At 61.4% G+C, this 18250-nt stretch carries 18 protein-coding genes and 1 tRNA gene; 16 read left to right on the top strand and 3 right to left on the bottom strand.

Features of this window, described 5'->3' with window-relative positions; translation table 11 throughout:
• The first annotated feature begins 112 nt into the window (after nucleotides 1-112).
• The 15 genes from MESS2_RS18675 to MESS2_RS34325 all read left to right on the top strand — a co-directional run bounded on the left by MESS2_RS18675 (nucleotide 113) and on the right by MESS2_RS34325 (nucleotide 14967).
• Nucleotides 113-1054, top strand: coding sequence for an alpha-E domain-containing protein (locus MESS2_RS18675; RefSeq protein WP_008875964.1), 942 nt, complete (start codon nucleotides 113-115; stop codon nucleotides 1052-1054).
• A 66-nt stretch (nucleotides 1055-1120) separates the two neighbouring features.
• Nucleotides 1121-1915, top strand: coding sequence for a transglutaminase family protein (locus MESS2_RS18670; RefSeq protein ID WP_008875963.1), 795 nt, complete (start codon nucleotides 1121-1123; stop codon nucleotides 1913-1915).
• Nucleotides 1916-1946: 31 nt separating this feature from the next.
• Nucleotides 1947-2678, top strand: coding sequence for a proteasome-type protease (locus tag MESS2_RS18665; RefSeq protein WP_008875962.1), 732 nt, complete (start codon nucleotides 1947-1949; stop codon nucleotides 2676-2678).
• Nucleotides 2679-2745: 67 nt separating this feature from the next.
• Entirely contained in the window at nucleotides 2746-4158 is a 1413-nt protein-coding gene (locus tag MESS2_RS18660) for a pyridoxal phosphate-dependent decarboxylase family protein (RefSeq protein ID WP_008875961.1), read from the top strand.
• A gap of 126 nt (nucleotides 4159-4284) precedes the next feature.
• On the top strand, nucleotides 4285-5052 hold the full coding sequence (locus tag MESS2_RS18655) for a DeoR/GlpR family DNA-binding transcription regulator (RefSeq protein ID WP_008875960.1): 768 nt from the start codon (nucleotides 4285-4287) through the stop codon (nucleotides 5050-5052).
• 125 nt (nucleotides 5053-5177) lie between these two features.
• On the top strand, nucleotides 5178-6704 hold the full coding sequence (glpD, locus tag MESS2_RS18650) for a glycerol-3-phosphate dehydrogenase (protein WP_008875959.1): 1527 nt from the start codon (nucleotides 5178-5180) through the stop codon (nucleotides 6702-6704).
• Nucleotides 6705-6743: 39 nt separating this feature from the next.
• Nucleotides 6744-7826 carry an ABC transporter ATP-binding protein gene (locus tag MESS2_RS18645; protein WP_008875958.1) on the top strand — a complete coding sequence of 361 codons (1083 nt, stop codon included), beginning with the start codon at nucleotides 6744-6746 and terminating at the stop codon, nucleotides 7824-7826.
• Nucleotides 7827-7836: 10 nt separating this feature from the next.
• On the top strand, nucleotides 7837-8907 hold the full coding sequence (locus MESS2_RS18640) for an ABC transporter ATP-binding protein (RefSeq protein WP_008875957.1): 1071 nt from the start codon (nucleotides 7837-7839) through the stop codon (nucleotides 8905-8907).
• Nucleotides 8908-9774 carry a carbohydrate ABC transporter permease gene (locus MESS2_RS18635; RefSeq protein ID WP_008875956.1) on the top strand — a complete coding sequence of 289 codons (867 nt, stop codon included), beginning with the start codon at nucleotides 8908-8910 and terminating at the stop codon, nucleotides 9772-9774.
• A 49-nt stretch (nucleotides 9775-9823) separates the two neighbouring features.
• Complete coding sequence (locus MESS2_RS18630) at nucleotides 9824-10702, top strand: carbohydrate ABC transporter permease (RefSeq protein WP_083918597.1); 879 nt, start codon at nucleotides 9824-9826, stop codon at nucleotides 10700-10702.
• A gap of 58 nt (nucleotides 10703-10760) precedes the next feature.
• On the top strand, nucleotides 10761-11042 hold the full coding sequence (locus MESS2_RS18625; RefSeq protein ID WP_008875954.1) for a DUF2160 domain-containing protein: 282 nt from the start codon (nucleotides 10761-10763) through the stop codon (nucleotides 11040-11042).
• Between the two features lie 76 nt (nucleotides 11043-11118).
• Nucleotides 11119-12843: an ABC transporter substrate-binding protein gene (locus MESS2_RS18620; RefSeq protein WP_008875953.1), complete on the top strand. Its 1725-nt coding sequence runs from the start codon at nucleotides 11119-11121 to the stop codon at nucleotides 12841-12843.
• Nucleotides 12844-12970: 127 nt separating this feature from the next.
• A complete protein-coding gene (gene glpK / locus MESS2_RS18615; protein ID WP_008875952.1) occupies nucleotides 12971-14464 on the top strand; it encodes a glycerol kinase GlpK in 1494 nt (497 codons plus the stop codon).
• A 126-nt stretch (nucleotides 14465-14590) separates the two neighbouring features.
• Nucleotides 14591-14821 (top strand): hypothetical protein, encoded by a 231-nt coding sequence (locus MESS2_RS34330; protein ID WP_008875951.1) that lies wholly within the window; start codon nucleotides 14591-14593, stop codon nucleotides 14819-14821.
• Nucleotides 14734-14967 carry a DUF6882 domain-containing protein gene (locus tag MESS2_RS34325; RefSeq protein WP_008875950.1) on the top strand — a complete coding sequence of 78 codons (234 nt, stop codon included), beginning with the start codon at nucleotides 14734-14736 and terminating at the stop codon, nucleotides 14965-14967. Before MESS2_RS34330 ends, MESS2_RS34325 begins: the two co-directional genes overlap by 88 nt.
• A gap of 93 nt (nucleotides 14968-15060) precedes the next feature.
• Here MESS2_RS34325 and MESS2_RS18605 read toward each other — a convergent pair whose 3' ends face one another.
• Nucleotides 15061-15555 (bottom strand): BA14K family protein, encoded by a 495-nt coding sequence (locus tag MESS2_RS18605; RefSeq protein ID WP_008875949.1) that lies wholly within the window; start codon nucleotides 15553-15555, stop codon nucleotides 15061-15063.
• Nucleotides 15556-15851: 296 nt separating this feature from the next.
• Between MESS2_RS18605 and MESS2_RS18600 the strand changes: the two genes are divergently transcribed.
• Nucleotides 15852-15927 (top strand) — tRNA-Lys (locus MESS2_RS18600).
• Nucleotides 15928-16518: 591 nt separating this feature from the next.
• Here the strand turns inward: MESS2_RS18600 and dprA are convergent.
• Nucleotides 16519-17640: a DNA-processing protein DprA gene (dprA, locus tag MESS2_RS18595; protein ID WP_008875947.1), complete on the bottom strand. Its 1122-nt coding sequence runs from the start codon at nucleotides 17638-17640 to the stop codon at nucleotides 16519-16521.
• Nucleotides 17637-18224: a glycerol-3-phosphate 1-O-acyltransferase PlsY gene (gene plsY / locus MESS2_RS18590; RefSeq protein ID WP_008875946.1), complete on the bottom strand. Its 588-nt coding sequence runs from the start codon at nucleotides 18222-18224 to the stop codon at nucleotides 17637-17639. Before plsY ends, dprA begins: the two co-directional genes overlap by 4 nt.
• Nucleotides 18225-18250: the final 26 nt, after the last annotated feature.

The raw sequence follows: 18250 nt of genomic DNA, 5'->3' as shown, positions 1-18250 counted from the left end.
TCATTGACTTCGGTAGAATGCCTCGAAGAGAAAAACGCAATGTTCTGTCCAGGTAAAATCTTGCCATTCACCATTCACCATTCACCATTCACCGCCCAAAGGACCGCGTAGAATGCTTCTCGGCCGCACCGCCAACGGGCTCTACTGGATGAACCGCTATATCGAGCGGGCGGAAAACATGGCGCGGCTGGTCGATGCCGGGCTGCGCATGGCGCTGACCCGTACGCAGAACGCCTCGGAAGAGTGGAATTCGGTGCTGCTCAGCGCCGGTTCGGACGCTGCCTTCACCCAGAAATACCAGGAGTACACCGCAGCCAATGTCGCCGATTTCCTGCTGAGGGACACGTCGAACCCATCGAGCACGATGTCGTCGATCGAAACGGCCCGCAACAATGCCCGCATGGTGCGCACCGCGCTGACGCGCGAGACCTGGGAGAGTATCAACGAAGCGTGGATGGCGCTGAAGCGGATGCTGGCCAGGCGGATCGACGAGCGCGACCTGCCCAGCGTGCTCGATGCCATCAAGCGCGAGACGGCGCTGATCCGCGGCTCGTTCTACGGCACCATGCTGCGCAACGAGATCTTCGATTTCTCGCAGCTCGGCACCTATGTCGAGCGCGCCGACAACACGGCGCGCATCCTCGACGTGAAATACTATGTGCTGTTGCCGTCGATCTCCTGGGTCGGTTCGACGCTGGACAATTACCAGTGGGAATCGATCCTGCGCTCGGTGTCGGCGCACCGCTCCTATCGCTGGGTTTACGAGGCCGACTACAAGCCGACCAACATCGCCGATTATCTGATCCTCAATGTGCGCATGCCGCGCTCGCTGACCTTCTGCTACCGCTTCCTGACGGAGCACCTGAAATTCCTCGGCGACGACTATGGGGAACGCCATGCCTGTCATGCGACGGCCGGCAAGACCCAGTCCATGCTGACGGCTGGCTCGATCAAGGACATATTCGACGCCGGCCTGCATGAATTCCTGGCCAATTTCATTCGCGACAACACCAGGCTCGGCGACGAGATCGCGCAGGACTACAAGTTTTACTAAGCATGATCCGCAAAGTGGAAACCGGTTTGCGGACAAGATCGTGCTTACAAATGGAAAATGACGCCCATGCGGCTCAAGATCACTCACCGGACCGAATACCGTTACGATGCGCCGGTGCACTATCTGCTGCAGCGGTTGCGGCTTCTCCCGCTAAGCGGTCAGACGCAGACGGTGCTGTCTTGGGAGCTGCAGATCTACGGCGCGCGCGAGGAAGTGCGCTTCACCGACCATTTCGGCAATGACACGCGGCTGTTGAGCGTCGAAGGCGAGCGCGATTTCATCACCGTCGAGGCAGCTGGCGAGGTGGTGACGCGCGACACCGCTGGTGTTTCCGGGCCGCATCAGGGTTTTGCACCGCTCTGGCTGTTCGTCCATGAGACACCTTTGACGACGATCGGCGACGGCATCCGCGAGCTTGCCGCATCGGTCGGCAAGGGCACCGACATCGAACGGCTGCACCGGCTGATGGCCGCGATCGGCGAGCGCGTCGCCTATACGCCCGGCACCACCAATGCGACGACGCCGGCCGAGGAGGCGCTGGCGCTCAAGACCGGCGTCTGCCAGGACCATAGCCACATCTTTGCCGCCGCGGCGCGCGCCATGGGGTTTCCGGCCCGCTATGTCAGCGGCTATCTGATGCTGGATGCGGCGGTCGAGCAGGCGGCAAGCCACGCCTGGGCCGAGGCGCATGTGTTCGGGCTCGGCTGGGTTGCCTTCGATGCGGCCAACGGTATTTCTCCCGACGAACGCTATGTAAAGGTGGCGACCGGCCGCGATTATCGCGATGCCACGCCCGTGTCGGGAATTCGGCTGGGACAGGCGGAAGAACAGCTTGCGGTCACCGTCACGGTGGAGCAGTAATTCCCGGCAAGATTGCTGCCAAAGAGATTCGATGACCTATTGCGTCGGGCTGAAGATCGATCGTGGGCTCGTGTTCATGTCGGACACGCGCACCAATGCGGGCATGGATTCGATCTCGACCTTCAAGAAGATGCATGTCTGGGAGGAGCCGGGCGAGCGCGTCATCGTGCTGATGTCGGCGGGCAATCTGGCGACGACGCAGGCCGTGGTCAGCCTGCTCGACGAACGCACCAAGGCAATTGCCGATCGCCACGCGACGCTGCTGGAAACGCCTTCCATGTACCAGACGGTGCGGATGGTCGGCGACACCGTCAAGGAAGTCATCGCCCACTCGTCGCCTACCGGCGACAAGGCCGATTCCTATTTCAATGCCTCGTTTATCCTCGGCGGCCAGATCCGGGGCAGCGAACCACGGCTGTTCATGATCTATCCCGAGGGCAATTTCATCGAATCGACCGACGACACGCCGTTCTTCCAGATCGGCGAGACCAAATACGGCAAGCCGATCATCATCCGCGCCTATGAGAGGACGATGAGTTTCGCCGAAACAGTGAAGCTGCTCCTGGTGTCGTTCGACTCGACGCTGAAATCGAACCTGTCGGTCGGCCTGCCGCTCGACCTGCTGTTCTACGAAAAGGACGCCTTCAAGATCAGCCTGAAGAAGCGGATAGCGCAGGACGATCGATATTACCGCACGATCTCGGACGGCTGGTCGAATGCGCTGAAGGCTGCTTTTGCGAGCTTGCCCGATTTTTCCGAATGAAAGTCGCCTATTTTTCGTGATCTTTGATCGCCTCGTATCCGCTCGACGAGGGGCAACGGAGAGGGAAATGAAAGGCAATGAATTTCGCGAGTGGTCGCTGTACGCGGCTGAATGGGGTGCCGACTACCGCGACACGCTGCGAGAAAGGCCGGTGCGGCCGCTCGTCGAGCCGGGCGAGATTTTCAAAAGCATCAATGCGTCGCCACCGGAAGATGGCGAGACGATGCAGGCAATCTTCGCCGATTTCGAGCAAAAGATCCTGCCGGGCATGACGCACTGGCAGCATCCGCGCTTCTTTGCCTATTTTCCGGCCAACGCCGCACCCGCTTCGGTGGTGGCCGAATATCTGGTCTCGGCGATGGCCGCGCAGTGCATGCTCTGGCAGACGTCGCCGGCGGCAACCGAGCTCGAGACGCGCGTCGTCGACTGGATGCGGCAGGCGCTCGGTTTGCCGGAGGGGTTTTCCGGCGTCATGCAGGATTCGGCGTCGTCGGCGACGCTGGCGGCCGTGTTGACCATGCGCGAGCGCGCGCTCGACTGGCAGGGCAACAAGAAGGGCCTGCAAGGCCAGCCGACATTGCGCGTCTATTCGTCCGACCAGGTGCATACCTCCATCGACCGGGCGATCTGGGTATCCGGCATCGGCGAGGAGAACCTCGTGCGCATTCCCGTTGCCGGCCGCTTCCATGCAATGGATATCATCGCCCTCGAAGCGGCAATCGTCGCCGATCGCAAAAGCGGCATGGTGCCGGCTGGCATCATCGCCAGCGTCGGTGGCACCAGCACCGGCGGCACGGATGACGTTGCCGGCGTTGCCGCGGTAGCCAGGCGCCACGGGCTCTACCTGCATGTCGATGCGGCCTGGGCCGGATCGGCGATGATCTGCCCGGAATACCGTCATTTCTGGGCTGGCGCCGAGCAGGCGGATTCCATCGTCTTCAATCCGCATAAATGGCTGGGTGCGCAGTTCGACTGCTCGGTTCAGTTCATCCGGCAGCCGGAGGATCTCGTCCGCACGCTGGCGATCAAGCCCGAATTCCTGAAGACGCATGGACGCGACGGCATCATCAATTATTCCGAATGGTCGGTGCCGCTCGGCAGGCGTTTTCGCGCGCTGAAACTGTGGTTCCTGCTGCGGGCCCATGGGCTGGAAAATCTGCGGGCCATGATCCGCAACCATGTCGTCTGGAGCGAACGTCTCGCTGCGCGGCTGGCCGGAGAGCCGGATTTCGAGATCGTCACCGAACCGATGCTGTCGCTGTTTTCGTTCCGGCACATAGCGGCCGAAGGCTGGGATGCGGACGACCACAACCTTCGCCTGGTCAATGCGATCAACGACGATGGCCGCATCTACCTGACGCAGACGCGCGTGGACGGGCATGTTGCGATCCGTTTTCAAGTCGGCCAGTTCGAGACGACGGCGGCGGATATCGACACTGCTTTCGAGACCATCACGGAGATCGCCCGCGACCTGGCGTGATTGGTCTCTGAGAGTTGCGCCGAAGTTTGCCTTCGCTATCATCTGATTTTCATTAATCGACCTGCGCCTTTTCATCACTTTCGTTTTGGGCTATGGACAAGAAAAACGAAAATAGAGGCTCCCCTGATGTATCTGTCGCCACGGCATGCCGAAATCATCCAGATGGCCAAGGATCATGGCCGTGTGCTGGTCGATGATCTGGCAACGCATTTCAACGTGACGCCACAGACCATCCGCAAGGATCTCAACGATCTGTGCGATCAAAGGCTGCTTTCCCGCATCCATGGCGGGGCGCTGTTTCCGTCCGGCATCGAGAACTTGGAATATGAGGCGCGGCGCAAGATCGCCGCCGATGAGAAGGAAGCGATCGGCCTTGCGGCGGCGAGGCTGATCCCTGACAACGCCTCGCTGTTCATCAACATCGGCACCACGACAGAATCGGTCAGCAAGGCGCTTCTCGATCATACGGGCTTGATGGTCATCACCAATAATATCAATGTTGCCAACAGGATGCGCATATATCCTTCGATCGAGGTGGTGATCGCCGGCGGCGTCGTGCGGGGTTCCGACGGCGGCGTGGTCGGCGAGGCGGCGGTCGATTTCATCCGACAGTTCAAGGTCGACTATGCAGTGATCGGCGCCTCGGCGATCGATCATGACGGAGCGCTGCTCGATTTCGACTTTCGCGAGGTGAAGGTGGCGCAGGCGATCATCGCCAATGCGAGGCATGTCATCCTGGTGTCCGACCGGACCAAGTTCGAGCGCACGGCGCCGGTTCGCATCGGTCATCTGTCGCAGGTCAACACCTTCATCACCGACCGCTGCGACATTCCGTCGGTACGCAAGATCTGCCAGGAGGCGGAGGTTCAGCTGATCGAGACGTCGCTGTCCTAGAGAATGTCGTAACGGCAATCGTCTCCGTTTATATTTCGTTTGACATTCGTTATCATTTCGAAATAATCCCGCTACGGTTTCGCAAAAGATCAAAATGCTGCAATGCGAAATCGTTGGAGGACTTTGTGGAGGCATCCCCGATCCATGACATTTTCGTCATCGGTGGCGGCATCAATGGCTGCGGCATTGCCCGTGATGCCGTTGGGCGCGGCTTCTCGGTCTTCCTTGCCGAGATGAACGATCTGGCGAGCGGAACCTCCTCCGGTTCGACCAAGCTGATCCATGGCGGTTTGCGCTATCTCGAATTCTACGAGTTCCGTCTCGTGCGCGAAGCGCTGATGGAACGTGAGGTTCTCTGGAAGAACGCGCCGCACATCATCTGGCCGATGCGTTTCGTGCTGCCTTACGCCAAGGGCCTGCGTCCGGCCTGGATGATCAGGCTCGGTCTTTTTCTTTATGACCACATCGGCGGGCGCAAATTGCTGCCGGCGACGAGAACGCTGGACATGGCAAAGGATCCTGCCGGCAAGCCATTGAAGCCGCTGTTTCGCAAGGCCTTCGAATATTCCGACGGCTGGGTCAACGATGCGCGGCTGGTGGCGTTGAACGCCCGCGACGCCGCCGACCGCGGCGCTACGATCCGGACCCGCACCAAGGTTGTCGGAGCACGCCGCGACGGCGATCTCTGGACGGTCAGGCTGGAAAATGCGCGGACCGGGGAACATGAGGAGGTCAAGGCGCGGCTTCTGGTCAACGCCGCCGGTCCGTGGGTCGACCATGTGCTGTCGGGCACGGTCGGCTTGAACGACGTGCACAATGTCCGCCTGGTGAAGGGTAGTCACATCGTCGTCGGCAAGAAGTTCGACGACCCGCGTGCCTATTTCTTCCAGAACAAGGATGGGCGGATCATCTTCGCCATTCCCTATGAGGAAGAATTCACCTTGATCGGCACCACGGACCAGGATTATCCCGGCGACCCCCATGACGTGAAGATCAGCGACACCGAGATCGATTATCTCTGCGCCGCGGCAAGCGAGTATTTTGCGCAGGCCGTCAGGCGCTCCGACATCGTCTGGACCTACTCAGCCGTGCGTCCGCTCTATGATGACGGCGCCTCGAAGGCGCAGGAAGCGACGCGCGACTATGTGCTGAAGGCGGATGGCGGCGAGGGCGTCGCGCCAATCGTCAACGCCTTCGGCGGCAAGATCACCACCTATCGCCGGCTGGCGGAATCGATGATCGAGAAGATCGAGCATTTTCTCGGCAAACGCGGCAAGCCCTGGACGGCGAACGCGCCGCTGCCGGGCGGCGATTTCCCGGCCACCGGCTTCGACGCCGAAGTGGCGAAGCTGAAAACGGCCTATCCGTTCCTCGACGCGCGCCTGGCCCGCCGGTTGACCCGGCTCTACGGCACTCGCGCCCGCACGCTGCTGGGCCTGGCCAGATCGAATGCCGATCTTGGTCGGCACTTCGGCGCCGATCTGTACGAGGCCGAGGTGCGCTACCTCGTTGAAAACGAATGGGCTGTCACCGCCGAAGATGTATTGTGGCGCAGGACCAAGCGCGGCCTGCATCTCGGCCGCGAACAGGCGGCGGCGCTCGACGAATTCATGCGCGGAATAAGCCGGCGCCATGTCGCTGCGGCTGAGTAAGGATGGCCAAGTGATGCGGAACGCCTGGGAGGAGGCATCATGCTGGAACTGAGAAATGTGACGAAGACGGTCGGCGCGGCGGAGCATATCCGCGACGTGTCGCTGACGCTTCAGCACGGCTCGCTCAACGTTCTTCTCGGACCGACGCTTTCCGGCAAGACCAGCCTGATGCGGCTGATGGCCGGCCTTGACGTGCCGACCTCCGGCTCTGTCTGGTTCGATGGCAAGGATGTCACCGGCATGCCGGTGCAGAAGCGCAACGTCGCCATGGTCTATCAGCAATTCATCAATTATCCGGCGATGACCGTCTACGAGAACATTGCCTCGCCGCTGAGGGTCGCAGGCACCGAACGGGCAAAGATCGACAGGGAGGTGCGCGATACCGCCGCGCTTCTGAAGTTGACGCCCTATCTCGACCGCACGCCGCTCAACCTGTCGGGTGGCCAACAACAGCGCACCGCGCTGGCGCGCGCCATCGTCAAGAACGCCGGCCTTGTCCTGCTTGACGAGCCGCTCGCCAATCTCGACTACAAGCTGCGCGAGGAATTGCGCGCGGAATTGCCGAGGATATTCGCGGCGGCCGGCACCATCTTCGTCTATGCCACGACCGAACCGCATGAGGCATTGCTGCTCGGCGGCAATACGGCGACGCTCTCCGAAGGCCGCATCACCCAGTTCGGGCCGACGATCGACGTCTTCCGCAAGCCGAACGACCTCGTCACGGCCAAGACTTTTGCCGATCCTCCGCTCAACACGATCGTGCTGAAGAAGAGCGGTTCGAGCTTCCTTCTCGATGGTGGGGTGAACCTCCCGGTGCCGGCTGACCTCGCTGGTATTGCCGATACGAGTTATACGATCGGCTTCCAGCCCCACCATCTCTCCCTTGCCCGGCCGAGCCCCTCGGCGGTGTCGGTGAAAGCCAAGGTCTCGGTCACCGAGATCACCGGTTCGGAGAGCTTTGTGCATCTCGACTTCGCCGATGTGCGCTGGGTTATGCTGGAGCACGGCATCCTGGTGTTCGAACCGGACCAGGTCATCGAGGTGTTCATCGACCCGCGGCATATCATGGTCTTCGACGCGAGCGGCCGATCGGCTACGCCGCTACAAATGCTGGCGGCTTGAGGAGGGGCACATGGCGCGCATCGACTGCAACCACATCCGCCACGCCTACGGTCCGCATCCGAAGTCGGACAAGGACTATGCGCTGAAGGAGGTGCATCACGCCTTCGAGGATGGCGGCGCCTATGCGCTGCTCGGGCCGTCGGGCTGCGGCAAGACCACGCTGCTCAACATTATTTCGGGGTTGTTGCACCCGTCGCATGGCGAGCTTTTGTTCGATGGCAGGGACGTGACCAATCTGTCGACGCAGGAGCGCAACATCGCGCAGGTGTTCCAGTTCCCGGTCATCTACGACACCATGACTGTCTACGACAATCTGGCGTTCCCGCTGCGCAATCGTGGCGTTCCGGAGACAGATGTCGACCGCAAGGTACGCGAGACGCTGGAGATGACCGGTTTGGCCGATATGGCCCGGAGAAAGGCGAGGGGGCTGACCGCCGACCAGAAGCAGAAGATCTCGCTCGGGCGCGGGCTGGTGCGCTCCGACGTCAACGCCATACTGTTCGACGAGCCGCTGACCGTCATCGACCCGCATATGAAGTGGGTCCTGCGCTCGCAGTTGAAGCAGTTGCACAGGCGTTTCGGTTTCACGATGGTCTATGTCACGCACGACCAGACCGAAGCGCTTACCTTCGCCGAAAAAGTCGTCGTCATGTATGAGGGCGAGATCGTGCAGATCGGCTCTCCCGCCGAACTGTTCGAGCGCCCCAAGCATACATTCGTCGGTTACTTCATCGGCTCTCCGGGCATGAACGTCATGCCGGTCGCGGTCGAGGGCAGGAACGCGCGGCTCGGCAGCCAGACGATCGAATTGCCGGGCGCGCCCAAGGCTGGAACCGCAGGCGCGATCGAACTCGGCATCCGCCCCGAATATGTCAGGCTTGGCCGCGAGGGCATGGCGGTAAAGGTCAGCAAGGTCGAGGATGTCGGCCGCCACAAGGTGGTCCGCGCCAGTTTCGAAGGCCGCGACATCGCGGCAATCATTGGCGAGGACGCGGACATTCCCGCCGATCCGAAAATCGCTTTCGAGCCGGCCGGCATCAACCTCTACGCCGATTCCTGGCGTGTCGAGATGGGGGCGTAGATGGAAAAGACCTGGAACAACAAGGCGTGGTTCCTGGTGCTGCCGGTGCTGGTGCTGGTGGCGTTCTCGGCCGTCATTCCGCTGATGACCGTCGTCAACTATTCGGTGCAGGACACGTTCGGCAACAATGTCTTCTTTTGGGCCGGCACGGAATGGTTTGAGGAACTGCTTTCCTCCGACCGCTTCTGGCAAGCGATGGTCCGCAACCTGGTCTTTTCCTTCATCATCCTGGCGATCGAGATTCCGCTTGGCATCTTCATTGCGCTCAACATGCCGAAAAAGGGCTGGGGCGTTCCGGTCTGCCTGGTGCTGATGGCGCTGCCGCTGCTCATTCCGTGGAACGTCGTCGGCACGATCTGGCAGGTGTTCGGCCGCGTCGACATCGGCCTGCTCGGATATTCGCTGCGGTCGCTCGGCTTCGACTATAACTACGTCAACGACCCATACGATGCCTGGGTCACCGTTATCCTGATGGATATCTGGCACTGGACGAGCCTCGTCGTGCTTCTGTGCTACGCCGGCCTCGTCTCGATACCGGACGCCTACTACCAGGCCGCCAAGATCGATGGCGCGTCGCGCTGGGCGATCTTCCGTTACATCCAGCTGCCGAAGATGCAGCGTGTGCTGCTGATTGCCGTTTTGTTGCGCTTCATGGACAGTTTCATGATCTACACCGAACCGTTCGTCGTCACCGGCGGCGGGCCTGGCAATTCGACCACTTTCCTGTCGATCGATCTCGTCAAGATAGCCATCGGCCAGTTCGATCTCGGGCCGGCGGCGGCGATGTCGATCGTCTACTTCCTGATTGTCCTCATGATGTCGTGGGTATTTTACACCGTCATGACCAACTACGATTCGGGGGTGTGAGATGGCGCGCCTCGACGAAACAGCGGCTGACCGGCGGAATGGACCGTTCATGCGACAATCGCAATCCAGCGCGGAAACGCAGATAGCGAACGCCACGCTGGCCCGCAAGATGCGACGGCGCGGCGAGGAATCGCGGTTCTGGTGGCTGGTGCCGACGATCTACATCATCTTCCTGATGCTGCCGATCTACTGGCTCGTCAACATGAGCTTCAAGACCAACCAGGAGATCCTTGGCGCCTTCTCGCCATGGCCGAAAAACCCGACGATAGCCAACTACATGGTGATCTTCACCGATCCGTCCTGGTACAAAGGCTACATCAACTCCATCATCTATGTGGTCATGAACACGGTGATTTCGGTCGCTGTCGCCTTGCCCGCCGCCTATGCGTTTTCGCGCTACCGCTTCCTCGGCGACAAGCACCTGTTCTTCTGGCTCCTGACCAACCGCATGGCGCCGCCGGCGGTGTTCGCGCTGCCGTTCTTCCAGCTCTATTCGGCATTCGGGCTGATCGACACGCATATCGCCGTGGCGCTGGCGCATTGCCTGTTCAACGTGCCGCTGGCGGTCTGGATTCTCGAAGGCTTCATGTCCGGCGTGCCAAAAGAAATCGACGAGACCGCCTATATCGACGGCTATTCGTTCCCGCGCTTCTTCGTCAAGATTTTCATGCCGCTGATCGCCTCCGGCATCGGCGTCGCGGCTTTTTTCACGTTCATGTTCTCGTGGGTCGAGCTTCTGCTCGCCCGCACGCTGACGACTACGGACGCCAAGCCGATTGCCGCGGTCATGACCCGCACAGTGTCTGCAGCTGGGATGGATTGGGGAGTGCTGGCCGCGGCCGGCGTGCTGACGATCATTCCGGGCGCGCTCGTCATCTGGTTTGTCCGCAACTACATCGCCAAGGGCTTCGCCCTGGGGAGGGTCTGATGTTGATTTTTGCACCGAGGATTGCTGGACGGATCGCAGGCCGTGGAGGATCGAGGCGATGAGCTTTACCTGGATGGCGTGGACGCTGCCGACGGCGATCTTTTTCATCACGATCCTGGTGCTGCTCTGCGGCATGGCCGTCTGGGAATACGCCTCGCCGGGCGGCAATCCCCGGGTCGGCTTGCTGCGGTTCGAGACGACGCGCGGCGACAGGCTTTTCATTTCGCTGCTCGGCAGCGCCTTTATCCATCTCACTTGGCTGGGTCTTGTCGGACCCAACCTGTGGTGGGCTCTCGCTCTCTCCGTGGTCTACGCCATCGGCGTATTCCGCTACGTATAGAGGGGGAACTGTTGGAGCAGCCGCGTGCCGGCGGCTGCTCCGATCGCACTTGAAACTGAAACAGTGGAGGAAACACATGCGACGGCAATTTTTTACATCAACGACTGCGCTTGTCCTATTGCTCGGGGCAGGCAACGCCTATGCCGGAATGGACGAAGCCAAGGTATTCCTCGACGCTGAGATCGGCGACATGTCGACTCTCGATCGCGCTGCCCAGGAAGCCGAGATGCAGTGGTTCATCGATGCCGCAAAACCCTTTGCGGGCATGGACATCAAGGTCGTGTCCGAAACCCTTACGACCCACGAATACGAGTCAAAAACGCTGGCAAAGGCGTTCACGGACATAACCGGCATCAAGGTCACCCATGACCTGATCGGCGAAGGCGACGTTATCGAAAAGCTGCAGACGCAGATGCAGTCCGGCGAAAACATCTTCGACGCCTACGTCAACGACACCGATTTGGTCGGAACCCATTGGCGCTACCAGCAGGCGCGCAACCTTGCCGACTTCATGGCCAACGAAGGCAAGGATGTGACCAATCCGGGTCTCGACCTTAAAGATTTTATCGGAATGCCATTTGCCACAGCGCCGGACGGCAGTTTTTACCAGCTTCCGGACCAGCAGTTCGCGAACCTCTACTGGTTCCGCTACGACTGGTTCAACGACGAGAAGAACAAGGCCGACTTCAAGGCGAAGTACGGCTACGACCTCGGCGTGCCGGTCAACTGGTCGGCCTATGAGGACATCGCCGCCTTCTTCACCGGCCGCGAAATCGACGGCAAGAAAGTCTACGGCCACATGGACTACGGCAAAAAGGCGCCGGATTTGGGCTGGCGGTTCACTGACGCTTGGCTGTCGATGGCCGGCAATGGCGACAAGGGGCTCCCGAACGGCAAGCCGGTCGATGAGTGGGGCATCAAAGTCGATGAGAAGTCGCGGCCCGTCGGCTCCTGCGTGGCTCGCGGCGGCGACACCAACGGCCCTGCGGCGGTCTACTCGATCACCAAATACCTCGACTGGCTGAAGGCCTATGCTCCGCCGGAAGCGCAGGGCATGACCTTCTACGACTCCGGCCCGGTGCCGGCACAGGGGGCGATTGCCCAGCAGATGTTCTGGTACACAGCCTTTACTGCCGACATGGTCAAGGAGGGACTGCCGGTTGTGAACGAGGACGGCACCCCGAAATGGCGCATGGCGCCGAGCCCGCATGGCGTCTACTGGAAAGAAGGCATGAAACTCGGCTATCAGGACGCGGGTTCCTGGACCATCCTGAAATCGACCCCGGACGACCGCGCCAAGGCCGCCTGGCTCTACGCCCAGTTCGTTACCTCCAAGACCGTAGACGTGAAGAAGAGCCATGTCGGCCTGACCTTCATCCGCGAGAGCACAATCCAGGACAAGAGCTTCACGGAGCGTGCCCCGAAGCTCGGCGGCCTGATCGAGTTCTACCGTTCACCCGCCCGCGTCCAGTGGTCGCCGACCGGTCCCAACGTGCCTGACTATCCGAAGCTTGCGCAACTCTGGTGGCAGGCGGTCGGCGACGCGTCGTCGGGCGCCAAGTCCGCGCAGGAAGCGATGGACTCGCTCTGCGCCGAGCAGGAAAACGTTATGGAACGCATCGAGCGCTCTGGCGTGCAGGGCGATATCGGTCCGAAAATGGCCGAGGAGACTTCACTGGAAGAGCAGAATGCCGCGGCTGTTGCGGCCGGCAATCTCGCTCCGCAGCTGAAGATAGAGAACGAGAAGGACAAGCCGATCACCGTCAACTATGACGAACTGATCAAGAGCTGGCAGAAGTAGGACTGTTGATGCGGGCGTTCGCGCCGCGCAGCAATATTGGGGGAGGCGGCATGTTGCCGTCTCCCCTGTTTGTTTGGACAATTGCAGTGCCGTGCGCCCTGTTTGAGCACACGCTGAGGGAGAGATTATGAGCGGTTTCATCCTGGCAATCGATCAGGGGACGACATCGAGCCGGGCGATCCTGTTCGACGACGAGATGAGGGTCGTGGGCAGCGGGCAGAAGGAATTCGCGCAGCACTATCCGGCCTCGGGCTGGGTCGAGCATGACCCGGAAGAGATCTGGGGAAGCGTCGTCGCAACGGTGAAGGCCGCGCTCGAGAGCGCCGGTCGTGCGGGGTCGGACGTGGCCGCTATCGGCATCACCAACCAGCGCGAGACCGTCGTCATATGGGAGAGGGCGACCGGCAAGCCGATCCACAATGCGATCGTCTGGCAGGACCGGCGCACCGCGCCGCTGTGCCAGAAGCTCAAGAAGCAGGGCCTGGAGAAGACCTTCACCAAAAAAACCGGCCTGCTCCTCGATCCTTATTTCTCGGGCACCAAGATCGCCTGGATGCTGGACAAGGTGAAGGGCGCCAGGAAACGCGCCGAGAAGGGCGAATTACTGGCCGGCACCATCGACAGTTTCCTGATCTGGCGGCTGACCGGCGGCAAGGTTCACGCCACCGACGCCACCAACGCCTCGCGCACGCTGGTCTACAACATCGAGAAGAATGCCTGGGACGACGAGCTGCTTTCCATTCTGCGCATCCCGGCCGCGATGCTGCCTGAGGTGAAGGATTGCGCCGATGACTATGGAATCACAGAGAGAAGTCTGTTTGGCGCGGAGATCAGAATTCTCGGTGTGGCGGGCGACCAGCATGCGGCGACCATCGGCCAGGCCTGTTTCGAGCCGGGCATGATGAAATCGACCTATGGCACCGGCTGCTTTGCGCTGCTCAACACCGGCGGCGATCTGGTACGCTCGAAGAACCGACTTTTGACCACCATCGCCTATCGGCTGAACGGCAAGACCACCTATGCGCTTGAAGGCTCGATCTTCATCGCGGGTGCGGCCGTGCAATGGCTGCGCGACGGCATCAAGGTCATCGGCAAGGCCGAGCAAAGCGGCGTGTTGGCGGCGTCCGCCGATCCGACGCAGAATGTCTACTTGGTGCCGGCCTTTGTCGGGCTCGGCGCGCCGCATTGGGACGCCGATGCGCGTGGCGCTATCTTCGGGCTGACGCGCAATTCAGGCCCGGCGGAGTTTGCCCGCGCCGCGCTTGAATCCGTCGCCTACCAGACCCGTGATCTGCTCGACGCCATGCGTAAGGACTGGAAGGGCGCGTCGGCCAGGACAGTGCTTCGTGTCGACGGCGGCATGGTGGCGTCGGACTGGACCATGCAGCGGCTGGCCGACGTCCTCGACGCGCCGGTCGATCGCCCGACCATTCTGGAGACGACGGCGCTTGGCGCGGCATGGCTTGCCGGCTCAAAGGCGGGCGTTTGGCCGAAGGCAAATGAGTTCGCCGAGAGCTGGGCGCTTGACCGGCGCTTCAAGCCAGACATGGAGGCGGCCACACGGTCGGCCAAGCTGGCTGGTTGGCGCGACGCTGTGCGCCGGACACTTAGCATGCAATAAGCGGTGAGAAGGCGGCGCCGGGGTGAGGGGAATGAATCCAGACTGGTATACTGCTTGGCGCAAAGAGGCTTTCGAACAGCTGAACGCGAAGAATAAGCGCTTAAAGGACGATTTCGGTCTCGGCAGGTGGCCCGCTACGACTACGATCTCAAGACTGGAAAGCTTCTTTTTTCGGAAGGCAGTATCGTCAAGGTGGTCGCGGAGATCCAGATTGCGGGTTCCACGAGCGTCAAGGCCAGCAACTGGCTTGGTCGTGGGCAAATTCAAACTTGCCTGGCGAACTCCTTAGCCACGCAAAACTGGTTCGATCCTTCGGAGAAGAAAACGGCATTGACGAGCTGGCTCAGGCGTATGTGACGGATGCGGATAACCTGGAGGCGCTCGGTTGGGAACTGGCCGGGGCAATGGTCCGAATTTGTAACGCTCTCGGCGCCTACCGTTCTCCGCGTGGTGAAGGCGGTGGCCTATATCTGACTATCAAGACCATCAACTGGGTCGGTTGATCGAAGCGGCTCAGGTTCTATCGAACTGCCAAGAGAGAACCCGTGCCTATGGACGCACGGGTCCTCGACGATCGCTGTACCGACTGGAGGCCGTCAGTAAGGCGAATAGCACTGCTGACGCGGGCCGTTATAGGGCTGGAACGTATTGTCATACGCGCGGTACGATCTGTAGCGGTTGTAGCACCACTGCACATGGGCGTCGCCGCCCCGATAAACACGGTTCTGGTTGTTGATGATCGCGCCGGTGACCAGCGCACCAGTGGCGAAGGCGGCCAGCGGGAACCAGTAATCGCCATGACGGCGATAGCCGCGACGCCATTCGCGGGAGCCGCGGTGGCCGCGCCAGTACATGCCGTCATTGCGCGCGAAGTTGCGACGGGAGAAATCGCGACGCGAAAAGTCGCGGCGGGAGAAATTGCGGTTGAAGTTCCGCTTCCGCCACGGCTCATACTGGACAGTTTGGACATTTGACGACAGGCCCTGGCTTAGCGGCACGTAGGTCGGCTGCGCGTTGACCGGCACGATCTCCGCGGCAGCGAACGAAAGCGAGAGGGTTGTGGCCAGCAAACCCGACATGATCCTGTTCATGATATTCTCCTTGGAAGGGATGTCCCTTGTCGCGGGAAAACGGGCAGGCGGCGCGATTGTTCCGCGAAAAATTGCAAGCCGCTGATTTGTAATGTTTCTCCCGGTTGACCGTGATGTCCAAGGCCAGACTTTCGCTTGCTTGCCGAAGACCGCCAGGTGCTTGCCAAATCGGGGGCGCGAGGCGCTGCTCTACCACGAAAAATGCTGGCTTTCGCTTTCTCTTTTTCCGGTTGACCGTGCGAAGCACTCTCCCTATGTTCCGCGCAATTTCGAGGGCAGCATTTCGGGGCCCGCGAGAGCGCGTAGCTCAGCCGGTAGAGCAACTGACTTTTAATCAGTAGGTCTCGGGTTCGAACCCCGACGCGCTCACCAAAATTCTCAAGTAAAACAGCGCGTTGCATGAAGAAGCTCACTGACGTGGCTTCGGAAGTGGCTGTCGGTTCTCCTGGGATCCCGCCCAAGGAATCGCCCGCTGATGCCCGTGATAGCGAGCGGCTCCGCAAGGCTGCCCGCGGTCCAGCCAGCACACATATTAGGCTGCCGGCGTCTGTCGGCACGAAACCCTCCTTCGTTTGATCGATGCGGTAAGAGAGCTTCATCCCGTAAGTTCGAGCGCTATATTAGCAGGTTCTGTTATGAGGTTTTTGACTGTTCAAGAGCCGACCGGCACATGGGCCGTCTTTGATACGACCGTTGATGTGCCAGCAGACTTCGCCGGTACTTGCCTCATCGGTTTGACGCGGGACAGAGCGGAGTGGCTTGCAGCTAGAGCCAATCAAGATGCATCGGTGAGAAGCAATATCTGCCGATTGTCGCTCCCGGAGCCAGAGCACACCGTGGTTCCCATACGCAAAGCCAGCAATGACTTTGACCGCGGGCAGAGCGTGCCGCAGGTGACAGCTGTTCTCGCAACCTGCCGTCCCATCGTGGTGAGAGCCTCGTAGGCGAGACGGAAAACCTCGATCAAACCAGCGACACGTTCCCGCCCGCATGCCGCTCCAACCGGCCCGCGAGGTCGAGTTCCAAGAGCACCATGAAAACCTGGGCCGGGTGCAGGCCGGTGTGGCGGATGATCTCGTCGACCGCCACCGGCGTCGGGCCGAGCGCCTCGATGACGCGGGCGCGGTCGTCCTCGCCGGGGGGCGGCGTCACCGAGAAATCGGGCGGCTCTTCGAGCGGCGCCCTTGGCATCCGCGTGCCGACCAGTGGTGCGATCGCGCTGGAAACATCCGACGCCTCGGTGACGAGGGTGGCGCCGTCCTTGAGCAAGCCGTTGGTTCCGGCGGCGCGCGGATCGAGCGGCGAGCCGGGGACGGCGAAGACCAGCCGGCCCATCTCGCCGGCAAGCCTGGCGCTGATCAGCGAGCCGGAGCGTTGCGCGGCCTCGACCACGACCAGTCCCAGGGCAGCGCCGGCGACAAGGCGGTTGCGGCGCGGAAAATCCTGGGCACGCGGCTGCCAGCCAAACGGCATTTCCGAGATGATGGCGCCGCCGCGCTCGGCGATCTCGTCGCACAGGCCGGCATTCTCGGGCGGGTAGGGCATATCGATACCGCCGGCCAGCACACCGATCGTGCCGGTTGCAAGGCTGCCATGATGTGCTGCGGTGTCGATGCCGCGCGCCAGGCCGGAAACGACGCCATAGCCGTCGCGGCCGAGTTCGGCGGCCAGCGTCCGCGCCATCTTGATGCCGGCCAGCGAGGCGTTGCGGGCGCCGACGATGGCCACCGCCGGCAAGCGGAACACCGCGCCTTCGCCCTTGACCGCCAGCAATGGTGGCGGATGATCCATGCTCTTCAGCAGCGGTGGATAGTCCGCTTCGCCGATGCCGACGAAGCGGGCGCCGGCCCGACGTGCGGCTTCCAGCTCGGCTTCGGCCTCGGCAACGGATGGGATGCGGGCGATGCGGCTGGCGCCGCCCGAGATCATCAGTTCGGGCAGAATCTCAAGTGCTGCTTCGGCAGAGCCGAAGCGGTTGATCAGATCGCGAAAGGTCGCCGGGCCGACATTCGGCGTTCTTATCAAGCGAAGCCAGCTCAGCCGCTGCCGGTCGCTGAGGCGCGGCCCGGCGGAGCGCTGGCTCACCCCTTGGCTCCGATCTTGCCCTCGGTGCCGGCCAGCAGCCGCTCAATGTTGGCGCGGTGTTTCATGATGACGATCAGGCTCATCACCACGAACAGGCCGGCGATCTGAGGCGTGCTGAGAAAATAGAGCGCGATCGGTACGACAATCGCAGCCGTCAGCGCGGCCAGCGAGGAGTAGCGGGCCAGGAACGCAACCGCCAGCCAGACCACGGCGAAGATCAGCGCCACTTGCCAGGCAAGGGCAATCAGCACGCCGAGATAGGTAGCCACGCCCTTGCCGCCCTTGAAGCCGAGCCAGACCGGAAAGAGATGGCCAAGGAAAGCGCCAAGTCCGGCCCAAAGCCCAAGCTCCGGAGCAAAGCGGCCGGCGATCAGTACCGCTGCAGTACCCTTCAGCGCGTCGAGCAGCAGCGTCGCGGCGGCGAGCCCCTTGTTGCCGGTCCTGAGCACATTGGTGGCGCCGATATTACCGGAGCCGATCTTGCGCACGTCGCCAAGGCCGGCGGCACGGGTGATCAGCAGCCCGAACGGAATCGAGCCGAGCAGGTAGCCGAAGACAATTGCCAAGACCGGACCGTAAGCCATTGTTCCCCCACGCGCTTCCCAAGCCG

Source organism: Mesorhizobium metallidurans STM 2683, assembly GCF_000350085.1.
In the GTDB taxonomy this organism is placed as follows: domain Bacteria; phylum Pseudomonadota; class Alphaproteobacteria; order Rhizobiales; family Rhizobiaceae; genus Mesorhizobium; species Mesorhizobium metallidurans.
The sequence above is the reverse complement of the archived record's forward strand: the minus strand, read 5'-3'. Positions and strand labels throughout refer to the sequence as shown.

What these genes read in the sequence shown, in the direction of transcription:
- MESS2_RS18675 (WP_008875964.1), top strand. Translation starts at nt 113, where the DNA reads ATGCTTCTCGGCCGCACCGCCAACGGGCTCTACTGGATGAACCGCTAT.
- MESS2_RS18670 (WP_008875963.1), top strand. Translation starts at nt 1,121, where the DNA reads ATGCGGCTCAAGATCACTCACCGGACCGAATACCGTTACGATGCGCCG.
- MESS2_RS18665 (WP_008875962.1), top strand. Translation starts at nt 1,947, where the DNA reads ATGACCTATTGCGTCGGGCTGAAGATCGATCGTGGGCTCGTGTTCATG.
- MESS2_RS18660 (WP_008875961.1), top strand. Translation starts at nt 2,746, where the DNA reads ATGAAAGGCAATGAATTTCGCGAGTGGTCGCTGTACGCGGCTGAATGG.
- MESS2_RS18655 (WP_008875960.1), top strand. Translation starts at nt 4,285, where the DNA reads ATGTATCTGTCGCCACGGCATGCCGAAATCATCCAGATGGCCAAGGAT.
- MESS2_RS18645 (WP_008875958.1), top strand. Translation starts at nt 6,744, where the DNA reads ATGCTGGAACTGAGAAATGTGACGAAGACGGTCGGCGCGGCGGAGCAT.
- MESS2_RS18640 (WP_008875957.1), top strand. Translation starts at nt 7,837, where the DNA reads ATGGCGCGCATCGACTGCAACCACATCCGCCACGCCTACGGTCCGCAT.
- MESS2_RS18635 (WP_008875956.1), top strand. Translation starts at nt 8,908, where the DNA reads ATGGAAAAGACCTGGAACAACAAGGCGTGGTTCCTGGTGCTGCCGGTG.
- MESS2_RS18630 (WP_083918597.1), top strand. Translation starts at nt 9,824, where the DNA reads ATGCGACAATCGCAATCCAGCGCGGAAACGCAGATAGCGAACGCCACG.
- MESS2_RS18625 (WP_008875954.1), top strand. Translation starts at nt 10,761, where the DNA reads ATGAGCTTTACCTGGATGGCGTGGACGCTGCCGACGGCGATCTTTTTC.
- MESS2_RS18620 (WP_008875953.1), top strand. Translation starts at nt 11,119, where the DNA reads ATGCGACGGCAATTTTTTACATCAACGACTGCGCTTGTCCTATTGCTC.
- glpK (WP_008875952.1), top strand. Translation starts at nt 12,971, where the DNA reads ATGAGCGGTTTCATCCTGGCAATCGATCAGGGGACGACATCGAGCCGG.
- MESS2_RS18605 (WP_008875949.1), bottom strand. Translation starts at nt 15,555, where the DNA reads ATGAACAGGATCATGTCGGGTTTGCTGGCCACAACCCTCTCGCTTTCG.
- plsY (WP_008875946.1), bottom strand. Translation starts at nt 18,224, where the DNA reads ATGGCTTACGGTCCGGTCTTGGCAATTGTCTTCGGCTACCTGCTCGGC.